The sequence below is a fragment of the Falsiroseomonas algicola genome (assembly GCF_011040385.1).
In the GTDB taxonomy this organism is placed as follows: domain Bacteria; phylum Pseudomonadota; class Alphaproteobacteria; order Acetobacterales; family Acetobacteraceae; genus Falsiroseomonas; species Falsiroseomonas algicola.
In genome coordinates this window covers 155,814-175,304 of record NZ_JAAIKB010000006.1, presented here as the reverse complement: position 1 = coordinate 175,304, position 19,491 = coordinate 155,814, and the positions used below count along the sequence as shown (strand labels likewise).

Genomic DNA, 19,491 nt, shown 5'->3' with positions numbered 1-19,491 from the left:
CGATCGCCATGGCCCGGGTCCCGCTGCCGCGCCGGGAGGACATGCCGGCGGAATGGCACGACACCTATGACCGCATGCAGCGGGAGAGGGGAAACCCGACCTCCAACGTCTTCCTCGCGCTCGCGAACCTGCCGAACCTGATGGATGCGCTGCTGTCCTTCACCGGGGAGATGAAGCGCGGATCGGTGCTGAGCCAGCGTCACCGCGAACTCGGCATCATGATGACGGCGCTGGCCGCCAGCTCCGCCTATGAGTTCGACCACCACTGGAACCACGCGATCCGCGCCGGCGTGCCGCGGGCGCAGCTGGAGGCGCTGGACCAGTGGGAGACCTCGCCCCTGTTCGACGATCGCGAACGGGCGCTGCTGCGCTACGCGGTCGAGGCGACGCAGCGCATCCAGGTGACGGACGAGACCTGGGAGGGGCTGACCCGCGCCTTCCCGCTGCGGCAGGTGATGGACCTCGTCATGGCGGTCGCCTGGTATAACGCGGTGGCGCGGATCAACGGGCCGCTGAAGATCGAGAACGAGCCCTGGTTCAAGCGGCTTTGAGAGAGGACGCGGCATGATCCCGCAGACGAATTTCGTCCCGCCCTTCAACGTGACGCGGGCCAGCCACATCGTCCTGACGACGCGCGACCTCGCCGCGAGCAAGGCCTTCTACACCGGCGTCATCGGGCTCGTGGTCACGGCGGAGGAAGACGGCATCGCCTACCTCCGCGGCGTGGAGGAGAGCGCGCACCACTCGCTCGTGCTGCGGGAGGCGCAGGGCGAGCCGGTCTGCGAGCGCATCGGGCTGCGCGTCCTGCAGGACCGGGACCTCGACCAGGCGAAGGCGTATTTCGACGCGCAGGAAATCCCCGCGCGCTTCGTGGACGTGGCGTTCCAGGGAAAGACGCTGCATGTCAGCGACCCCGAAGGCGTGCCGCTGGAACTCTGCGCTCGGATGCCGCCCCAGCCGCGGCTGCACGATCAGTTCCAGCTGCACAAGGGCGCGGCGGCGCTGCGGCTGGACCACTTCCAGCTGCTCGTGCCCGACGTCGTTGCGGCGAGCCGCTTCTACACCGACCTCGGCTTCCGCATCTCCGACTACTTCGTGGACCGACCGGAGGATGAGCGGCCGCTCGGCATCTTCCTCTACCGCAAGAGCAACCCGCATGACGTGGTGTTCCTCACGCGGCCTGGGCCGGTGATGCATCATTTCGGCTACATCGTCGCGGATGTGCAGGTGATGTTCCGCGCGCTGGATACGGCGCACAACATCGGCTTCAGCCGCTGTCTGGAACGGGGGCCTGGCCGGCACGGGCAGGGGCACGTCCTCTACACCTATCTGCGTGACCCCGACGGGCACCGCGTCGAGATCCTGCCGGCCGCGATCCAGATGGGCGACATCGAGGACGAGCCCGTGCGGTGGCATCGCGGCAACCGCCATGCCTGGGAATTGCCGCCGCCCAGGAGCTGGCTCTACGAGGCGACGCGGTTCAAGGATGTGGCGGTGCGGGAAGGCGCCATGGGCCACGGGCTGAAGTCGCTGGAGGATTTTCTCGAATCTCAGCCGCGGCGCGGCTTCTCGGTCGAGACGTCGCCGGTTCCGGCCGATAAGGCATGACGGGCGTGTCCCGCTTCGGGCGGGCAGCAGCGACCGCGCCTGATCGCCGGCCGCGACCCGGGACACCGGACGGGCGATCGGCGCGGCCGTGCCCTCATGGCCGCGCGGCAGGCCTCCGCCGTCGCCAACCGGGCGCGCTCAGCGGGACCATCCAGCCGTCGCCCTGCTGACGCGCGCGGGGGCCGCTCATTCGGCCCCGAAGCGGTAGCCCACGCCCGGTTCCGTGCGGATCAGCGTCGCGGCTGCGCCGAGCTTCTGGCGCAGCTGCCCGACATAGACGCGGAGATACTGCGCATCCTCCAGATGCGCGGGCCCCCAGACCGCCAGCAGCAGCTGGCGCTGCGTCACCACGCGGCCTTCCCCGCTACGGACGAGTGCCGCCAGCAGATCCCATTCGCGCGGCGTCAGCTTCAGCGGCTCCGCGCCTTCCACCCGTGCCGTGCGGCGGCCGAAATCGACCTCCAGTGGCCCGACGCGCACCACGCTGTCCACGGGCTGCCGTGAAGCCGCGCCAGCGCGTCGCAGCGCGGCGCGAAGGCGGGCCAGCAATTCCGCGAGGGCGAAGGGCTTCTCGACATAGTCATCGGCGCCGGCATCCAGTGCCGCGACCTTCTCCGCCTCCGCATCCCGGGCGGAGAGCACGATGACGGGCGCATCGGTGAAGCCGCGCAGACGGGGGATCGCCAGCTTGCCATCGCCGTCCGGCAGGCCGAGGTCGAGCAGCACCAGCGCCGGCGCGCGCTCCGCCGCCAGGCGCAGCCCCTCGGCCATCGTCAGGGCGCGCAGCGGCGCATAGCCCGCCGCTTCCAGTGCCGGGCCCAGGAAGCGGTGGATCTGCGGTTCGTCATCGACGACCAGGATGCGGGGCGGGCCGACATCGCTCATGCCGCGGGGAACCTCAGCACAATTCGCGTGCCGCGCCCATCGGGCAGCGTGGGGCTCTCCGCCGCGATGCGCCCGCCCATCGCCTGCACCAGGCCGCGGCAGATGGCGAGGCCGAGGCCGCTGCCGGCAGCAACCCGATCGGTGCGCGTGGCGCGAAAGAACGGATCGAAGACCCGGTGCAGATCCTCGCCCGGGATGCCCGGCCCGTCATCCTCGATCGCGATCACCAGCGCCGTTCCCTCCCGCCCGATCCGCGCGCCGACATGGCCATCCGGCGCCGAGAATTTCAGCGCATTGTCGAGCAGATTGGCCAGCACCTGGTCGAGCAGCGCGGGGTCGAGCCGCGGGGCGAGCGGGCGCGTGCCCGGCTCCAGCACGATCTCCCGCCCATGCGCGCGCGCGGCGCGGGCGGCGGCCGTCTCCACCGCCTCGGCCAGGTCCACCGTCTCCCGCCGCGGCTCGATCTGGCCGTTCTCGATCCGCGCGATGTCGAGGATGTTGGCGATCCAGCGTGACAGGCGCTGCGTTTCCTCCTCCGCCGTCGCCAGCAGATCGGCGCGCGTCGCCTCCGACAGCGCGGCGCCGGATGTTCGCAGCGTCGCGATGGCGCCGCGGATGGAGGTGAGCGGGGTGCGCAGGTCGTGGCCGAGCGAGGTCAGCAGTGCGGCGCGCAGTGCCTCCGTCTCCGCCCGCGCCTCGCCCCGGGCGCGCTCCTCCATCAGCTCCGCCCGTTCCAGCGCGATGGCGGCCTGGTCGAGCAGCGCGTCGAGCGCGCGGTCGGCCTCTCCCTCCAGCACGGCGCCGTCCGGCGGGCGCAGGCCGACCAGGCCCGTGAGGCCGCGTGCCGTCCGCATCGGGCGGAACTGCCAGGCCGCCGCCGGCAGCGTATCGGTGCCCCGCCCCGCGCCACGCCGGTTGGCCGCCGCCCAGCGCGCCGCGGCCATGCTGGCCTCGTCCGGCTCCGCCTCCAGCGGCATGCTGGCGCGCAGCACCGGCTCCGGCGTGCTCTCCCCGGGCAGAGGCGGCAGCAGCAGCAACACGCAGGCCGGCCAGCCCGTGATGTGGGAGGCTTCCTCCGCGATGGCCTGCACCAGATCGCCCTTGTCGCCCGGCGCGCCGAGCCGCCGGCTGAACTCGACCAGGCGGCGGAGCCCGAGCAGGCGCGCTTGCGCTGCGCGGACGGAGCGGCCGAGGCCGCCGGTGGTGCCGGCCAGCAGCAGGGCCACGAGCGCGAAGACGACGACGCCGACGACATCCTGCGGCCCGGCGATGGCCAGGGTGTAGCGCGGCGGCAGGAACAGGTAGTTCCAGGCGAGGAAGGACAGCGCCGCGGCCAGCCCGCCCTGCAGCGCCCCGAAGCCCACCGCCGCCGCGACGATGGGCACGAGATAGACCATGCCGAGGGCACCTTCCGGCACCACGCCATCGGCGGCGAGCCCGATACTCGTCGCGGCCGCGACGAGGGCAGGCGTCGCCGCCCAGCCCGCCCAGGGCGCCAGGCGTCGCTCCTCCGCCGGCGGGCGGGGCGGCCCGGCCACGGGGTCCGGCACCAGATGCAGCGTGAAGGCCGTGGCCTGGCGCAGCAGCAGGGCGGACAGCGTCCGTCCCGTCATCCGTCGCCACCAGCCCGGCCTTCCCCGCCCGATGACGAGGTGCGTCACGTTGCGCGATCGTGCTTCGCGCAGGATGGCGGCGGGCAGGTCGGCGGCGACCACCGTCTCCGTCGCCGCGCCCAGCCGTTCCGCCAGGCGCAGCGCGGGGCCGGGGTCGCTGCCCGGCGCGGCGCTGGGCTGTTCGACATGCAGCGCGACCAGCGGCGCCTTCAGCGCATCGGCGATGCGCCGCGCTTCCCGCACCACCGTCTCCGCCGCGGCATCGGCGCCGACCAGCGCCATCACGCGGTCGCCGGCGGGCCAGGGACCGGCGATGGCATTGGCGCGCATGTAGCCCGTGACATCGGCATCGACGCGGTCCGCCACGCGGCGCAACGCCATCTCCCGCAGCGCCGCCAGATTGCCTTCTCGGAAGAAGCCCCGCAGCGCGCGGCTGGCCTGGTCCGGGCGATAGATGCGGCCCTGGCGCATCCGCTCGATGAGCTCCGCCGGCGGGATGTCGATCAGCTCGACCGCATCGGCCTCTGCCAGCACGCGGTCGGGCACCGTCTCCGCCACCCGCACGCCGGTGATGCGCGCGACCGCTTCGGACAGGCTTTCCAGATGCTGGACGTTCATCGTCGTCCAGACCTCGATGCCGGCGTCGCGCAGTTCCTGCACATCCTGCCAGCGCTTCGGGTGGCGGCTGCCGGGCGCATTGCTGTGCGCCAGCTCATCCAGCAGCAGGATGCCCGGGCGGCGCGCCAGCGCGGCGTCGAGGTCGAATTCCTCCAGCACCTGGCCGCGATAGGGGATGCGGGCGCGGGGCAGGGCAGGCAGGCCGCTGGCCGCCGCCATCGTCTCCGCCCTGCCATGGGTTTCGACGATGCCGACCACGACATCGGTGCCGCCCGCGAGGCGCCGCCGCGCCTCCGCCAGCATCTCCATCGTCTTGCCGACGCCGGGCGCCGCGCCGAGGAAGACCTTCAGCCGGCCGCGCCCTTCCTGCCGCGCGAGGGCGAGCAGGGCGTCGGGATCGGGGCGGGCGGGCGGCTCGGCCATGGGATCCCGATAGCAGGCCCGCGCCGGCGCCGCCCGCGTCTTTACGCGTCCTTTATGCGGCGGGCCGCGATCCCGCATGGAGCCCTTACGCGCCCCGGGCCTACGCCATGGCGGCAATCCTGACGGGATCCCTGCCTGATGCTCGACCTTCTCCTGCTGGCGCTCGGCGTCGGCCTGTTCGGCGCGATGGCCGCCTATGCGGCGGGCTGCGACCGGGTCTGACCGCCATGACCGAACTGATCCTGGGCGGCATCGTCGTCGCCCTGCTCCTCCCCTACCTGCTGTGGGCGCTGCTGCGTCCCGAGGATCTCTGATCCCATGACCCTTCTCGGCTGGGCGCAGATCGCGCTCGTCCTCGCGGCCATCATCGCGGCCGCGATTCCGCTGGGGCGATACATCGCCGCCGTGGCCGCTGGCCGCGTGACCTTCCTAGCGCCGGTCGAGCGCGCCTTCTATGTGCTGGGCGGGATCGATCCGGGCCGCGGCATGGGCTGGCGCGGCTATACGCTGGCCATGCTGGCGGCGAATGCGGCGGGGTTCGTGCTGCTCTATGCGCTGCTGCGCCTGCAGGGCGCGCTGCCCCTCAACCCCCAGGGCTTCGACGGCATCCCGCCCTGGCTCGCCTTCAACACGGCGATCAGCTTCGTCACCAACACCAACTGGCAGGCCTATAGTGGCGAGGCCGCGATGTCCTACCTCTCCCAGATGGCGGGGCTCGCGGTGCAGAACTTCCTCTCCGCCGCCACCGGCATGGCGCTGGCGCTGGCGTTGTGCCGTGCCTTCGTGGCCGGCGGCGTCAGCGAACTCGGCAATTTCTGGGCCGATCTCGTGCGCATGACCCTCTATGTGCTGCTGCCGCTGGCGATCCTGGTCGGCGCGGCCTTCGTCGCCATGGGCATGCCGCAGACGCTGTCGGCCTATGTGGAGGCGACGACGCTGGAAGGCGCGACGCAGACCATTCCGCTCGGCCCTGTCGCCTTCCAGGTTGCGATCAAGCACCTCGGCACCAATGGCGGCGGCTTCTTCGGCGTGAACTCGGCGCATCCCTTCGAGGGGCCTTCGGCGCTGGCGACCAGCCTGCAGATCTGGGCGCACCAGGTGATCCCCTTCGCCATGGCGCTGGCCTTCGGCCACATCGTGGGCGACCGCCGGCAGGGCCTGGCGCTGGCCGCGGTGATGCTGGGCTTCGTCGTCGCCGGCACGGCCGCGATCTATGCGGCGGAGGCCGCGGGCAACCCGCTGCACCTCGCCGCCGGCCTGGACCCTTCCCAGGGCAACATGGAGGGCAAGGAGGTCCGCTTCGGCCAGGCGCTCGTCGCGCTGTTCACCGCCACCACGACGGGCGCTTCCAACGGCGCGGTGAACGCGATGTTCGACAGCTTCACGCCGTTTGGCGGCCTGGTGCCGCTGTTCCTGATCCAGCTGGGGGAGGTGCTGCCGGGCGGCGCGGGCTCCGGCCTCTACGGCATGATCGTCTTCGTGCTGCTCGCGGTCTTCGTGGCCGGGCTGATGGTGGGGCGCACGCCCGAATATCTCGGCAAGAAGGTGCAGGCGCGGGAGATCAAGCTGGCGATGCTGGCGGTGCTGGTCCTGCCCGCCGTCATCCTCGGCTTCACCGCGGTCTCCCTCGTGCTGCCCGCGGCCATCGCCTCCATCCAGGATGCCGGCCCGCACGGGCTGACGGAGATGCTCTACGCCTACAGCTCCGCCGCCGGGAACAACGGCTCCGCCTTCGGCGGACTCACCGCCGATACGCCCTGGCTCGACACGACGCTCGGCATCGCCATGGCGCTCGGCCGCTTCGCCTATGTCGTGCCGGTGATGGCCATCGCGGGGGCGCTCGCGGCCAAACCCAAGCTCGCCGCCTCCGCCGGCACCTTCCCGACGCATGGGCCGCTCTTCGCCGGGCTGCTGGCGGGCGTGATCCTGATCCTGGGCGGGCTGCAATTCATGCCCGCCCTCGCCCTCGGCCCCATCGCCGAACATTTTCTCCTGTTCGCCGGCAAGACCTTCTGAAGGCCCGCAACCATGGCAACCAACACTCGTCGCGCGGTGATGCTCGACCGCGCGCTCCTGCTCCGCGCGATGCTGGACGCGCTGCGCAAGCTCGATCCGCGGCGCCTCGTCCGCAATCCCGTGATCTTCGTGACGGAGATCGTCGCGATCCTCGTCACGCTGCTGGCCGGACGTGCGGCGCTGCTGGGTGAGCCCTTCGGCTTCCAGGCCAGCATCGCGCTCTGGCTCTGGCTCACCGTGCTCTTCGCCACCTTCGCGGAAGCGGTGGCGGAAGGCCGCGGCCGCGCCCAGGCCGACAGCCTGCGGCGGACGCGCAGCGACACGCCGGCCAGGCTGCTGCTGCGCGCGGATGACCGCACGCTGTGGCAGCCCCGCGCCGCGACGGAACTCCGCGTCGGTGACATCGTGCTGGTCGAGGCCGGCGACCTCATCCCCTCCGATGGCGAGGTGGTGGAGGGCATCGCCTCCGTGAACGAGGCCGCCGTGACGGGCGAGAGCGCGCCGGTGATCCGGGAGAGCGGCGGCGACCGCAGCGCCGTCACCGGCGGCACGCTCGTCGTCTCCGACTGGATCGTGGTGCGTATCACCGCCGCCGCGGGCTCCACCTTCCTCGACCGCATGATCGGCCTGGTGGAGGGCGCGGCGCGGCAGAAGACGCCGAACGAGATCGCGCTCGACATCCTGCTGGCGGGGATGACGATCATCTTCCTGATCGCCGTCGCGACGCTGGTCGGCTTCGCCTCCTGGAACGGCCAGCCGCCTTCCGTCCCCGTGCTGGCGGCGCTGCTGGTGACGCTGATCCCGACGACGATCGGCGGCCTGCTCTCGGCCATCGGCATCGCCGGCATGGATCGCCTGGTTCGCTTCAACGTGCTGGCGACCAGCGGCCGTGCGGTGGAGGCGGCGGGCGACGTCGATGTGCTGCTGCTGGACAAGACCGGCACCATCACCCTCGGCAACCGCCAGGCCGCGGGTTTCATCCCGGTTCCCGGCGTGACGGAGCGCGAGGTGGCGGAAGCGGCCATGCTCTCCTCCCTCGCGGATGAGACACCGGAGGGGCGCTCCATCCTCGCCTTGGCGCGGGAGCGCTTCGGCATCGAGGCGCCGGCGCTGCCGCAGGGCGCGCAGGTGATCCCCTTCACCGCGCAGACCCGCCTCTCGGGCCTCGACCTGCCGCAGGGCCGCTACCGCAAGGGCGCCGTCGATGCGCTGGTGCGGAGCATCGGCGGCGCGGCGCCGCCTGCCCTGCGGGACGCGGTGGACCGCATTGCCCGCGCCGGCGGCACGCCGCTGGCCGTTGCCCGCAACGGGCAGCTGCTCGGCGCCATCGAGTTGAAGGATATCGTCAAGACCGGCATGCGCGCGCGCTTCGATGCGCTGCGCCGCATGGGCATCCGCACCGTCATGGTGACCGGCGACAATCGCCTGACCGCCGCCGCCATCGCCGCGGAGGCCGGCGTCGACGACTTCATCGCGGAGGCGACGCCGGAGGACAAGCTCGCCTATATCCGCAAGGCGCAGGCCGAGGGCCGGCTGGTGGCCATGGCCGGCGACGGCACCAATGACGCACCGGCCCTCGCCCAGGCCGATGTCGGCCTCGCCATGCAGACCGGCACCCAGGCGGCGCGGGAAGCCGGGAACATGGTGGACCTCGACAGCGATCCGACCAAGCTGATCGAGGTAGTGGAGATCGGCAAGCAGCTGCTGATCACGCGCGGCGCGCTGACCACCTTCTCCATCGCCAATGACGTGGCGAAGTATTTCGCCATCCTGCCGGCGATCTTCGTCGCGAGCTATCCGGAGCTGGGCGCGCTGAACCTCATGAGGCTCGCCTCGCCGGAAAGCGCCATCCTCTCCGCCGTCATCTTCAACGCGCTGATCATCGTCGCACTCGTGCCGCTGGCGCTGCGGGGCGTGGGCTATGCGGCGGTGGGCGCGGCGTCGCTGCTGCGGCGGAACCTGCTGGTCTATGGGCTGGGCGGCATCGTCGCGCCCTTCATCGGCATCAAGATCATCGACGTCATCCTCACCCTGCTGGGGCTCGCCTGACCATGAACGCCGTCCTTCGCCCGGCCCTCGCCGTGGTCGCGCTGTTCACCCTGCTGCTTGGCCTGGCCGTGCCGCTGGCCTTCACCGGGATCGCGGGCGCGGTCCTGCCCTACCAGGCCGGCGGCAGCCTGGTGGAGCGCGACGGCAGGGTCGTCGGCTCCGCGCTGATCGGCCAGGAATTCACCAGCGCGCGCTACTTCCACCCGCGTCCCTCCGCCACCATGCCCTCGCCCTATGCCGGCACCGCCTCCGCCGCATCGCAGCTGGGCCCGACCTCCGCGTCGCTGCTGGACCTGGTCAAGGACCGCGTCGCGGCGCTGGGCGGCGGGCCACTCCCGGCTGATGCCGCGACGGCCTCGGCTTCCGGCCTCGACCCGCATATCAGTGTGGCCAATGCGGAGCGGCAGGTCGGTCGGGTCGCGGCGGCGCGGGGCCTGGCTGAGTCGCGTGTCGCGCGGCTCGTGGCCACGCAGACCGAGGGGCCGGAACTCGGGCTCTTGGGACCGCCGCGGATCAACGTGCTGCGGCTGAACATGGCGCTGGATGCTCTGAGGTGAGGGCGGCAAGCCTGGGCTGCGCTGCTGCTGCGGTCGCGCCGGGAGGCTGCCTTTCCGCTACACAGGGTGCTACACAGCCGCCCCCGGTCGCCGCCGGCATGCCGCTGAAATGCAGGCTTTATCGGGCGAAAATGGTGATGGAGTTCCCGCTCAGCTCCACCACCGTTTCATTGATCCCGGACCTTCAGGCGTTTTTCGCAGCGACCGGCCTTCGCGATGGCGGTGGCTCGGGCGGACTCAGCCGGAACAGCGCGTCGCCGATGCCGCGCATCGCGACGGGATCGACCGCCTCGGCCTCGCTCGGCAGCAGCACGCCGATGCGCGTGACGCCGAGGTCCCGCAACTGATGCGGCGTGCCATGGCTGAATTCGCAATGCCCGCGCCCGATGATCCCCACCACCAGCGGCGCCTCCTCCAGCGCCTGGTGGATCGCGCAGGCGAAGGCGCGGTCCCAGACCTGCTGCGCGCGGATGAAGCGATCCGTCACCTCGGCCTCCGCTCGGCCGGTGAGGCGCGCGAGATGCGCCCGATGCGCGGGGGTGGCAGGCGCCGCGGGCGTCATCCCCTCCCGCTCGGCCTCCGGCACCGCCTCCCAGCCATCGCGGCCGATCCGCGTCACCAGCGGGCGCTCGCAGTTCAGGGCCAGCATCTTCACGCGCTGCTGGCGGCAGAAGTGGAACAGCGGCAGGTAGAGCTCCGGCGGGAAGCCCCAGACGCGCTGCCACTCCACCTGCACCAGGAAATCCTCCGTGCCCATCTCGCCCGCTACCCAGCGATCGAGGATCGGCTGCACGCGGCGGGGGAACATCTCGAAGCCCAGTTGAAGATCAGGGCGCAGCAGATGGAGGCAGGTGGCGACCTGCAACTGCCAGCGATGGATCTCCGCCACGTCATGGGTCTCGCCCAGCAGCACGACCTGCATCGCCGCCATGCGCCCCATCAGCGTCAGGGGATCGAGCACCGCGCCGGTGGCGGGATCGATCCAGGTGGCGGGGGGGTGGGTGACGGGGTCGCCGGGTGTCGCTTGCATGGCCTGACCATCATGCAAATGCGACTGATTCGCAACACATGGAGCGAAACCATACGATACAGGCAGGTTCCGTCCTGAAACAGGACCGCGCCGGTCCGGATGCCGTTGACAATGAGAATGAGTCGCAATTGCATGCGCGCCACCACAGCCGGAGACCAACCATGCCAAGGCCATCACCCCGTGGCGGGCGGCGGCGCCGCGTCGCGCCCAGCCTCGCCTTCGCCGCGATCATCGCCGCCGCCGACGCGCAGGCGCAGACCGCCCAGCCCGCGGGCGATCCGCCGCCCGCCAGCGCCGCCACCCCCGCGACGGGCGAGGTGCGCATCCCCGCCATGACGCTGCTGCCGCCGGTCAACGCCACCGCGCTCCGCAACGCACGCCGCCTGACGGACACGCCCGCCACCGTCGATGTCATTCCCGGCGCCGAGATCGACCGGCAGATGGCCCGGAACCTGGCGGATGTGTTCCGCTACACCCCGGGCGTCTCCGTCAACCGCCAGACCAGCGGCACCGATCCCTTCCGGAGCCTGGGCGGCATCACCATCCGCGGCGTCGGCGGCAATCGCGTGCTGACCCTGGTCGATGGCTTCCGCACGATCGAACGCATCACCGACAATACGCGCGACGTGGTCGATCCCTGGAACCTGCAGCGGGTGGAGGTGGTGCGCGGCCCCGGCTCCGTCCTCTACGGCTCGGACGCGCTCGGCGGCGTCGTGAACTTCATCACCCGCAACCCGGAAGACCTGATCGCCCCCGGCGAGATCTGGGGCGGGGAGGCCAGCACCAGCTTCGCCTCCGTCGACAACAGCCTGCAATCGCGCCTCACCGTGGCGGCGCGGGCGGAACAGGTCTCGGCCATGTTCTCCTACCAGCGGCGGGATGCCAGCGAGCCCTCGCGCAACAATTCCCGATCGCCCGACGGCATCTGGAACTGCACGCGCAACCTCTCGGCCGGCGCCACGCCCTGCAACCGCTTCGACCCCCTCGACATCGCCGCCGACAACTACTTCGCGCGCATCGTCTATGACCCGCTGCCGAACCTCCGGCTGCGCTTCACCGCCGATGTGCTGCAGCGCGTGACCGATGTGGACCAGCGCTTCGACCTCGGCCCCGCCACCGGCGGCGTCACCAACCTTTCCTATGCGCGCACGCAGGACATCAGCCGCGGCCTCTTCGCCGCCGATGCGGAATGGCGCCCGGAACTCGGCTGGCTCGACCAGGTGCGTGTCATGGTCGGCTACCAGCCGCAGGAGATCGAGCGCACCGGCACGCGCTATCGCCGCCTGGCCAATGGCCAGGTCCAGCGCGTCGCCGACAGCCTGACCTATTCGGAGGACGTGCTGCAGGGGGAGGTGCAACTCTCCTCCTCCTTCAACCTCGCGGGCACGCGTCACGCGCTGACCTATGGCGTCTCCGCCAGCACCACCGCCACCGACTACCGGCGGGAGGACGTGACCACCAACCTCTCCACCAATGTCACGACGGTGGCGCGTGCGGGCGGCTTCAACTTCGCCAATGCCGATACGCGTCGTCTCGACGCCTTCCTGCAGGATGAGATCGCGCTGTTCGGCGGCCGGCTCACGCTGGTGCCCGGCGCGCGGCTCTCCACCACGCGCATCGCGCCCCGCCCGGATGGTGACTACCGCGCCTCCCCGGGCGCCGCGCCGCGCACGCTGGATGAGAGCAACGTCTCGCTCGGCTTCGGTGCCATCTGGCGGCTGGACGAGACCTGGTCGCTCTACGGCAATTACGGCGAAGGCTTCAAGATGCCGACGGCGGAGCAGCTCTTCACCTCGCTGCCCGGCACGACCTTCAACCTGGTGCCGAACCCGGACCTGCGGCCGGAACAGGTGAGGAGCTATGAGGCCGGCATCCGCGTCCAGCTGCCCAACGCCTATGCCAGCCTCGGCGTCTTCCGTGCCGAATACACGGACTTCATCCAGAGCCTGGTGCAGGTTCCCGGGACCGTCGACTACACCTCCCGCAACATCAGCGAGGTGACGATGCAGGGCGTGGAGCTGGCGGGCGCCTGGCGCTTCCTGCCGGAGTGGCGCCTGCAGGGCAGCGCGTCCTGGCAGGAGGGGCGGCAGCGCGCGACGCCGGGCGCGGCGGAGACGCCCTTCGACGGCGCGCGGCCGCTCAACCTCGCCGCCGGCGTCACCTGGGACAATCCGGCGCTGCGCACCAGCGTGACGCTGAACGGCACCTATGCGGCGGCGGTGACGGAGACCAGCAGCAGCCAGCTCTACCAGCCCAAGGCCTATCAGGTCTTCGACCTGCTGGCCTCCTGGCGGCCGCTGCCGAATGTCGAGTTGAATGGCGGCATCTTCAACATCCTCGATACGCGCTACCTCGGCCTGCCCGCGGGCGTGACCTATGCGCGATCCGAATTCACGACGGACGCGACCAAGTCCACCAACCCGATCGAGCTGCAGGTGGCGCCCGGGCGCAACTTCCGCGTCGGGCTGAAGGTCACCTGGTAGGATCGTCGCGGGGCGGGGCGGTCAGCGCCCCGCCCCGCGGCACCACCAGCCATCATCGCCATAGGCATGCGCCGGCCAGCGCGGTGGCGGCGCGATGCGATCGGAAACGGCCAGCCGCCGCACCGGCCCGTAGGACCCCGGTACCACCAGCCAGCGCCACTGCAGCGCGCGATCCAGCACCCGCGCGGTGGTGCGGAGCGCATCGCGGTCCTCCGCCGCCACCAGCCGGTCGAGCAGCCCATCCAGTGCCGGGTCCGCAACGCCGCCGATATTGCCCCCGCCGGGCCGCAGGGCCGAGGCCGAGGACCAGAGTTCCACCTGCTCCCGCCCCGGCCATTCCGGGGGAATGGTGAAGCGATAGGCGAGGTCGAAATCATGCGCGCGCGTGCGGGCGGCGAAGGTCGCGGCGTCCACCACTTCGAAGCGCGGCGTGATGCCGATGCGCCGCAGCGCGCGGAACCAGACGCCGACCAGCGCCTGCTGCGCGTTGCTCTGCGCCAGGACCGAGACGGTGAAGGCCTCCCCCGTTTCGCGGTTCACCAGCCGCCCGTCGCTCTCCCGCGGCACCCACCCCGCTTCCGCCAGCAGCGCCAACGCGGCCTCCAGCTGCGCGCGGTCGCGCCCGCTGCCATCGCTGCGCGGCGGCTGCCAGGCGGCGTCGAAGGCTTGTGGCGGGAACAGGGAGCCGAACTCCGCCATCAACGCCCGCTCATCCGCATCCGGCGCCTCCCGCGCCGCCAGGTCGGAATTCTCGAAGAAGCTGGCGCTGCGACGGAAGGCGCCGTGGAACAGCGCGGCATTGGCCCATTCGAAATCGAGCAGCCGCGTCAGCGCCTCCCGCACCCTTGCATCGGCGAAGCGCGGGCGGCGGAGGTTGAAGGCGAAGCCGTTCATGCCGGTGATGAACCAGTGTGGCTGCTCCACCTGGCGAACGCGGCCGTCGCGCACCGGCGGCAGGTCGTAGCCCACCGCCCAGCGCCTTGCATCCGCCTCCAGCATCCAGTCCTCGCGCCCCGCCATCAGCCCCTCGAAGGCGGCGATGCGGTCGCGGTAGTAGGTGACCTCGATGCGGTCGAAATTGTGCCGGCCACGCCCGGTCGGGCTCTCGCGCCCCCACCAGGCCTGTGACCGCGCGAAGGCGACGCGACGCCCCGGCTCCACCGCCGCGACGCGATAGGGGCCGCTGCCGAGCGGCGGCTGCATGGTCAGCGCGCCGAAGTCGCGCCCTTCCCAATAGTGCCGCGGCAGCACATGGATGCCACCCAGCCGCAGCGCGCCGCGCCGCGCATCGCCGGGCGGCAGCGCCAGGCTGACGCGGCGCGAATCCTCCACCACGGGATCGGCATGTTCCAGCAGCGTGCGATGGACAGGTCGGCCGTGCCGCGCCAGCACCGCGACGGTGAAGGCGACATCCTCCGCCGTCACCGGCTTGCCGTCATGCCAGCGCGCGCCTTCGCGCAGCGTGAAGCGCACGCGCCGCGCCGCCTCATCCACCTCGACCGCTTCCGCGAGATGGGCATAGGCCGCCATCGGCTCCTCCGGCGAGTCGATCAGCAGCGTCTCGTTCACCCAGGACCAGACGCCCATTACGAAGCGGCCACGCAGCGTGAAGGGGTTCAGCGTGTCGAAGGTGCCCGCACTCGCCATCCGCAGCGTGCAGCCCTGCGGCGCATCCGGAAGGACATGGGGGAAATGCGTGAAGCCCGGCGGCAGCGCCGGCGTGCCATGCGCGGCCAGCGCATCGGTGCGCGCCGCTGCGGCCTGGGGCAGCAGGAGGAGGGCCAGCAGGCCGGCATATTTGCAATTGCGAAGCATTCGCATATAAGGCGCGTCACGAGGGGCGCTGTCCAGATGTCGATCCGCCATTATGTCCTGCGCCGCCTGCTGCTGGTGCCGCCGACGCTGCTCGCCATCGTCGCGCTCAACGTGCTGGTGGCGCAGCTCGCCCCCGGCGGGCCGGTGGAACACCTCCTCGCCACCCTCTCGGGCGATGTCCAGGATGCGGCGGAGCGTGCGCTCGGCGCCACCGCCGCCGATCCGGCGGCGGAGGAGGCGGCGCTGCGCTATCGCGGCAGCGAGGGTCTGGACCCGCGCCTGGTGGCGGAGATCGAGCGCCAATTCGGCTTCGACCGCCCGCCGCTGGAGCGCTTCCTCACGACCATGCGGCGGGTCCTCGCCTTCGACCTCGGCACCTCGCTCTTCCTCGACCGCCCGGTGCGGGACCTGATCCTGGAACGCCTGCCGGTTTCGGTTTCGCTCGGCCTCTGGTCCACGCTGCTCACCTATCTCCTCGCCATCCCGCTCGGCATCGCGCTGGCGCTGCGGCGCGGCGGCGGCTTCGACCGCGCGGCGACGGCGCTGACCGCCTTGGCGCATGCGGCGCCGGCCATGGTGGTGGCGGTGGCGCTGCTCGTGCTCTTCGCCGGCGGCCGCTTCTGGCAGTGGTTCCCGCCCGGCGGCTTCGTCTCCGCCCATTGGGCGGAGCTCTCCTGGCCCCTGCGCATCCTGGACTGGCTCTGGCACCTGGCCCTTCCGGTGGCGACGCTGGTGATCACCGGCTTCGCCTCCCTCGCGCTGCTGACGCGCAACCTGCTGCTGGAGGAGATCGGCAAGACCTATGTGCTGCTGGCGCGCGCCAAGGGGCTGGCGCCGTCCCGCGTGCTGTTCGGCCACGTCTTCCGCAACGCCATGCTGGTGGTGATCGCCGGGCTGCCCGGCGCGCTGCTCGGCGTGCTGCTCGGCGGCGGCGTGCTGGTGGAGGCGCTGTTCGGGCTGGAAGGCCTCGGCCTGCTCGGCATCGATGCGACGCTGTCGCGCGACTTCCCCGTCATCTTCGGCACGCTCTGGATCACGACGCTGCTCGGCCTGCTGCTGCACCTCGCCTCCGACCTTCTCTATCTCGCCGTCGATCCCCGCATCGGCTTCGAGGCGCGGCATGGCTGAGCGCCGGCCCGGCTTCTGGCGGTCGGGGCCCTTCCTCGCGCTGCTCCTGCTGCTGGCGCTGGTGCTGCCGGCGGAGTTCATCGCCAATGACCGCCCGGTGCTGCTGTGGCGCGGGGGCGAATGGACCAGCCCGGCGCTGCGCCGCCCGACCGAGGCGCAGATCGGCGGTCACCTGCCCATCCCCGCCGATTTCCACGACCCCGCGGTGCAGGCACTGCTGGCCGCGCAGGGCGCCTGGCAGGCCTGGCCGCCCATCCGCTTCGCACCGGACACGGTGGCCCCCGGCATGCCCCAGGCCGCCCCCGCCGCGCCCGGCTGGCGCCACCTGCTTGGCACCGACGACCAGGGGAGGGACGTGCTGGCGCGCCTCGTCTGGGGGCTCCGCCTCTCGCTGCTCTTCGGCGCCATCGTCACCGCGGCGGCGCTGCTGCTGGGCGCGCTGATGGGCGCCGTGCAGGGCTGGTACGCCGGCGCCGTGGACCTGGTGTTGCAGCGGCTGACGGAAATCTGGTCCGGTGTCCCGCTGCTCTTCCTGCTGATGATGCTGGCTGGCGCGCTGGTGCCCAATCTCTGGCTGCTCGCCTTCGTCATGGCGCTGTTCTTCTGGATGGGCATCGCCGGGCTGACGCGAGCGGAGTTCCTGCGCCTGCGCGGTCAGGATTTCGTCCGCGCGGCGACGGCACTCGGCGCGTCCGGCGCGCGGATCATGCGGGTGCATATCCTGCCCAACGCGCTCGCGCCGGTCATCGCTACCGCGCCCTTCCTCGCGGCCGGCGCCATGACGCTGCTGGCCAGCCTCGACCTGCTCGGCCTCGGCCTGCCACCCGGCACGCCTTCGCTCGGCGAGATGATGGCCCAGGCGCGCAACAACCTGCAGGCCCCCTGGCTGGCGGCGACCGCCATCGTCGCGCTGGGCGGCGTGCTGCTGGTGCTGACGCTGCTGGGCCAGCGGCTGCGGGACGTGCTGGACCCCCGCCTCGCCTCCGCGCGCCGCACAGTGCAGCCCCTCGCCTTGCCGTCCCGCCATCCCGGCGCGGTGCTGGAGGTGCTGGCGCTGGAAGTCGATTTCGGCACGGTCCACGCCGTGCGCGGCGCCAGCCTGGCCGTGGCGCCGGGGGAGGCGGTGGCGCTGCTGGGCGATTCCGGATCGGGCAAGACCGTGACCGTGCTGGCCGCCTGCGGCCTGCTGCCGCCGCAGGTCTCCCGCATCGCCGGTTCCGCCCGCATCGCGGGGCAGGAGATGGTGGGCGCGCCGGAGGCGCTGCGCCGCCGCGTACTGCGCGACCATGTCGGCCTGGTGTTCCAGGAACCCGCCGCCGCGCTGAACCCGCTGCAGCCCGTCTTCCGCCAGGTGACGGAAGCCGCCGCCACCGCCGGCCTGTCGCGGCAGCAGGCCGTGCTGCGCGCCACCGAGCTTCTGAACCTGGTCGGGCTGGCGGAGGTGGTGGCGCGGCCGCGGGACCTGCCCCACCGCTTCTCCGGCGGGCAGTTGCAGCGCGCGGTGATCGCCATGGCGATCGCGCGGCGCCCCATCCTGCTGCTGGCGGATGAACCGACCGCCTCGCTGGATGGGGAGCTTCGCGCCGCGCTGCTCGCGCTGCTGGATGATCTGCGGCGCCGCCTGGGCATGGCGCTGCTGCTGGTGACGCATGATGCGGAGGCCGCGCGCGCCGTCGCCTCCCGCATCCTGGTGATGGCGGAGGGGCGGATCGTGGCGGAGATGCCGGCCGATGCGCCGGCGGAGTCCGCGCCCGCGCCGCTCCGCCGCCTGCTGGCGCCGCCCATGGCCCTGCCCCGCCGCCCCGCGCCCCCGGGCCGGCCGCTGCTGGCGGCGCGCGGCCTGACCGTGCGCTACGGCGGGACCACCGCGCTGGATGGCGTGGATCTCACGCTGCATCGCGGCCGGACCCTCGCCGTCACCGGCCCCTCGGGCTGCGGCAAGACCAGCTTGGCCCTCGCCCTGCTGCGCCTTGTGCCGGCGGAGGGCGAGGTGCTGCTGGATGGCGCGCCGGTCCCGCCCGGCCGCGCCTGGCGGCGGCGCATCCAGCCCGTCTTCCAGAACCCGGCTGCCACCCTGTCGCCCCGGCTGACCGTCGCGGAAACGCTGGCCGAGCCCCTGATGATCCATGCGCCCGCCATGCCCGCAACCGCGCGTCGCGCCGCCGTGGACCGGGCGCTGGCGGAGGTCGGGCTGGACGTCGCCCATGGCGCGCGCCGCCCCGCGCAGCTCTCCGGCGGCCAGCGCCAGCGCGTCGCCATCGCCCGCGCCCTGATCACGGCGCCGGAGGTCGTGGTCCTGGACGAGCCGACCTCCGCCCTCGATCGCAGCGTGGAGGCCGAGATCATCGCGCTGCTCCGCCGCCTGCAGGTCGTGAAGGGCTGCGCCTTCCTGCTGGTGACGCACGACCCCCGCGTGGTCGCCGCTTTGGCGGATGAGGAGCTGCGCCTCCTCGCCGGGCGCATGCGCGACGCGGCCCCCCTTCACCCAGGCCCCAGAGGAGCCCTTCCATGACCGAGACCCCGCTTCCGCCCCGCTTCCACCTCTCCGCCGGCCCGGCCCAGGCCGCCGGCCTGCTGCCGATGTTCGGCCGCGTGCTGGTTGGCCTGGCACGGGGCGCGATCACGCATGAACGGCTCGGCCCGGTGGCGCGCGTCGACCTCCGCGATGGCTGGGTGACGCTGGGCGGGGAAGCGCATGACGCCGCCCTGCTGGAATCCGCCGTGGCGCGGGTTGTCGCCGATCGCACCGGCCGGATGCGCGACCGCGTGCTGCCCCGGCTGGAATTCCAGGATGCCGAGGGCGCTGTGCTGCTCTCCGCCACCGCGCTGGAGGGTGCCGAGGCCTTCGACGCCGCCCTCGCCGATTGGGTGGCCGAACCCGCCCCGCCGAGGCCCGTGCCGGACGCCGCCCAGGCGCCCGCGCCCGACGACATGGCGGAGGACGCCGCGACCCTGGCGCTGGAGGCGCTGCGTGACAGCGGCGGAGAGGTGGAGATCGCGATGGTGACCCGGGCCGCGCGCCAGTCCTGGCGCGGCCGGGTGGAGGCGGTGCGGCCCGCCATGGGCTTCGCCAACATCATCGGCCCCGACTTTCACCTCCATCTGCGCATGGGCAGCCTCGGCGGCTTCCGCCCGGCCGGGGCGGGGCGGGAGGTGCTGGACACGGACGGCCTGCCAACCGGGCTTACCCTGTCCGTGCTGCCGCCGGCCTGCTGAAGGCGGCAGGGACAAGCCAATCCTCATGGCGCCGGCGCGGCCGCGCGGCA

14 protein-coding genes are annotated in these 19,491 nt (G+C 72.2%); 10 read left to right on the top strand and 4 right to left on the bottom strand.

Annotated elements, in window-relative coordinates:
* Positions 1-8: 8 nt before the first annotated feature.
* Both G3576_RS16395 and G3576_RS16390 read left to right on the top strand, forming a co-directional pair.
* Positions 9-551 carry a carboxymuconolactone decarboxylase family protein gene (locus tag G3576_RS16395; protein ID WP_164695505.1) on the top strand — a complete coding sequence of 181 codons (543 nt, stop codon included), beginning with the start codon at positions 9-11 and terminating at the stop codon, positions 549-551.
* Positions 552-564: 13 nt separating this feature from the next.
* Entirely contained in the window at positions 565-1,608 is a 1,044-nt protein-coding gene (locus G3576_RS16390; RefSeq protein WP_164695504.1) for a VOC family protein, read from the top strand.
* A gap of 186 nt (positions 1,609-1,794) precedes the next feature.
* Here G3576_RS16390 and G3576_RS16385 read toward each other — a convergent pair whose 3' ends face one another.
* Both G3576_RS16385 and G3576_RS16380 read right to left on the bottom strand, forming a co-directional pair.
* Positions 1,795-2,493: a response regulator gene (locus tag G3576_RS16385; RefSeq protein ID WP_164695503.1), complete on the bottom strand. Its 699-nt coding sequence runs from the start codon at positions 2,491-2,493 to the stop codon at positions 1,795-1,797.
* Entirely contained in the window at positions 2,490-5,147 is a 2,658-nt protein-coding gene (locus G3576_RS16380) for a sensor histidine kinase (protein ID WP_164695502.1), read from the bottom strand. Before G3576_RS16380 ends, G3576_RS16385 begins: the two co-directional genes overlap by 4 nt.
* Positions 5,148-5,254: 107 nt before the next feature.
* Here G3576_RS16380 and G3576_RS16375 point away from each other — a divergent pair, with 107 nt between their 5' ends.
* From G3576_RS16375 to kdpC, 4 genes are read left to right on the top strand one after another with little or no spacing between them, the layout of a single operon-like run.
* Entirely contained in the window at positions 5,255-5,461 is a 207-nt protein-coding gene (locus G3576_RS16375; protein WP_164695501.1) for a potassium-transporting ATPase subunit F, read from the top strand.
* A gap of 4 nt (positions 5,462-5,465) precedes the next feature.
* Positions 5,466-7,163 carry a potassium-transporting ATPase subunit KdpA gene (gene kdpA, locus G3576_RS16370; protein ID WP_164695500.1) on the top strand — a complete coding sequence of 566 codons (1,698 nt, stop codon included), beginning with the start codon at positions 5,466-5,468 and terminating at the stop codon, positions 7,161-7,163.
* Positions 7,164-7,175: 12 nt separating this feature from the next.
* Positions 7,176-9,212, top strand: a complete 2,037-nt coding sequence (kdpB, locus tag G3576_RS16365) for a potassium-transporting ATPase subunit KdpB (RefSeq protein ID WP_164695499.1) — start codon at positions 7,176-7,178, stop codon at positions 9,210-9,212.
* A gap of 2 nt (positions 9,213-9,214) precedes the next feature.
* Positions 9,215-9,769, top strand: coding sequence for a potassium-transporting ATPase subunit KdpC (gene kdpC, locus G3576_RS16360; RefSeq protein ID WP_164695498.1), 555 nt, complete (start codon positions 9,215-9,217; stop codon positions 9,767-9,769).
* A gap of 184 nt (positions 9,770-9,953) precedes the next feature.
* Here kdpC and G3576_RS16355 read toward each other — a convergent pair whose 3' ends face one another.
* Entirely contained in the window at positions 9,954-10,799 is an 846-nt protein-coding gene (locus tag G3576_RS16355; protein ID WP_164695497.1) for a ChaN family lipoprotein, read from the bottom strand.
* Positions 10,800-10,960: 161 nt separating this feature from the next.
* Here G3576_RS16355 and G3576_RS16350 point away from each other — a divergent pair, with 161 nt between their 5' ends.
* A complete protein-coding gene (locus tag G3576_RS16350; RefSeq protein ID WP_164695496.1) occupies positions 10,961-13,282 on the top strand; it encodes a TonB-dependent hemoglobin/transferrin/lactoferrin family receptor in 2,322 nt (773 codons plus the stop codon).
* A gap of 21 nt (positions 13,283-13,303) precedes the next feature.
* Here the strand turns inward: G3576_RS16350 and G3576_RS16345 are convergent, their stop codons facing one another.
* A complete protein-coding gene (locus G3576_RS16345) occupies positions 13,304-15,103 on the bottom strand; it encodes an extracellular solute-binding protein (RefSeq protein ID WP_164695495.1) in 1,800 nt (599 codons plus the stop codon).
* 30 nt (positions 15,104-15,133) lie between these two features.
* Between G3576_RS16345 and G3576_RS16340 the strand changes: the two genes are divergently transcribed.
* Genes G3576_RS16340 through G3576_RS16330 form a run of 3 tightly spaced genes read left to right on the top strand, consistent with a single transcriptional unit; the run spans position 15,134 to position 19,441 of the window.
* On the top strand, positions 15,134-16,225 hold the full coding sequence (locus tag G3576_RS16340) for an ABC transporter permease subunit (RefSeq protein WP_207622860.1): 1,092 nt from the start codon (positions 15,134-15,136) through the stop codon (positions 16,223-16,225).
* Positions 16,218-18,737: an ATP-binding cassette domain-containing protein gene (locus G3576_RS16335; protein ID WP_164695494.1), complete on the top strand. Its 2,520-nt coding sequence runs from the start codon at positions 16,218-16,220 to the stop codon at positions 18,735-18,737. The genes G3576_RS16340 and G3576_RS16335 overlap by 8 nt, the downstream gene beginning before the upstream one ends.
* A complete protein-coding gene (locus tag G3576_RS16330; RefSeq protein ID WP_164695493.1) occupies positions 18,734-19,441 on the top strand; it encodes a ChuX/HutX family heme-like substrate-binding protein in 708 nt (235 codons plus the stop codon). The genes G3576_RS16335 and G3576_RS16330 overlap by 4 nt, the downstream gene beginning before the upstream one ends.
* The last annotated feature ends 50 nt before the right edge of the window (positions 19,442-19,491 follow it).

What these genes read in the sequence shown, in the direction of transcription:
- G3576_RS16395 (WP_164695505.1), top strand. Translation starts at nt 9, where the DNA reads ATGGCCCGGGTCCCGCTGCCGCGCCGGGAGGACATGCCGGCGGAATGG.
- G3576_RS16390 (WP_164695504.1), top strand. Translation starts at nt 565, where the DNA reads ATGATCCCGCAGACGAATTTCGTCCCGCCCTTCAACGTGACGCGGGCC.
- G3576_RS16385 (WP_164695503.1), bottom strand. Translation starts at nt 2,493, where the DNA reads ATGAGCGATGTCGGCCCGCCCCGCATCCTGGTCGTCGATGACGAACCG.
- G3576_RS16380 (WP_164695502.1), bottom strand. Translation starts at nt 5,147, where the DNA reads ATGGCCGAGCCGCCCGCCCGCCCCGATCCCGACGCCCTGCTCGCCCTC.
- G3576_RS16375 (WP_164695501.1), top strand. Translation starts at nt 5,255, where the DNA reads ATGGCGGCAATCCTGACGGGATCCCTGCCTGATGCTCGACCTTCTCCT.
- kdpA (WP_164695500.1), top strand. Translation starts at nt 5,466, where the DNA reads ATGACCCTTCTCGGCTGGGCGCAGATCGCGCTCGTCCTCGCGGCCATC.
- kdpB (WP_164695499.1), top strand. Translation starts at nt 7,176, where the DNA reads ATGGCAACCAACACTCGTCGCGCGGTGATGCTCGACCGCGCGCTCCTG.
- kdpC (WP_164695498.1), top strand. Translation starts at nt 9,215, where the DNA reads ATGAACGCCGTCCTTCGCCCGGCCCTCGCCGTGGTCGCGCTGTTCACC.
- G3576_RS16355 (WP_164695497.1), bottom strand. Translation starts at nt 10,799, where the DNA reads ATGCAAGCGACACCCGGCGACCCCGTCACCCACCCCCCCGCCACCTGG.
- G3576_RS16350 (WP_164695496.1), top strand. Translation starts at nt 10,961, where the DNA reads ATGCCAAGGCCATCACCCCGTGGCGGGCGGCGGCGCCGCGTCGCGCCC.
- G3576_RS16345 (WP_164695495.1), bottom strand. Translation starts at nt 15,103, where the DNA reads ATGCGAATGCTTCGCAATTGCAAATATGCCGGCCTGCTGGCCCTCCTC.
- G3576_RS16340 (WP_207622860.1), top strand. Translation starts at nt 15,134, where the DNA reads ATGTCGATCCGCCATTATGTCCTGCGCCGCCTGCTGCTGGTGCCGCCG.
- G3576_RS16335 (WP_164695494.1), top strand. Translation starts at nt 16,218, where the DNA reads ATGGCTGAGCGCCGGCCCGGCTTCTGGCGGTCGGGGCCCTTCCTCGCG.
- G3576_RS16330 (WP_164695493.1), top strand. Translation starts at nt 18,734, where the DNA reads ATGACCGAGACCCCGCTTCCGCCCCGCTTCCACCTCTCCGCCGGCCCG.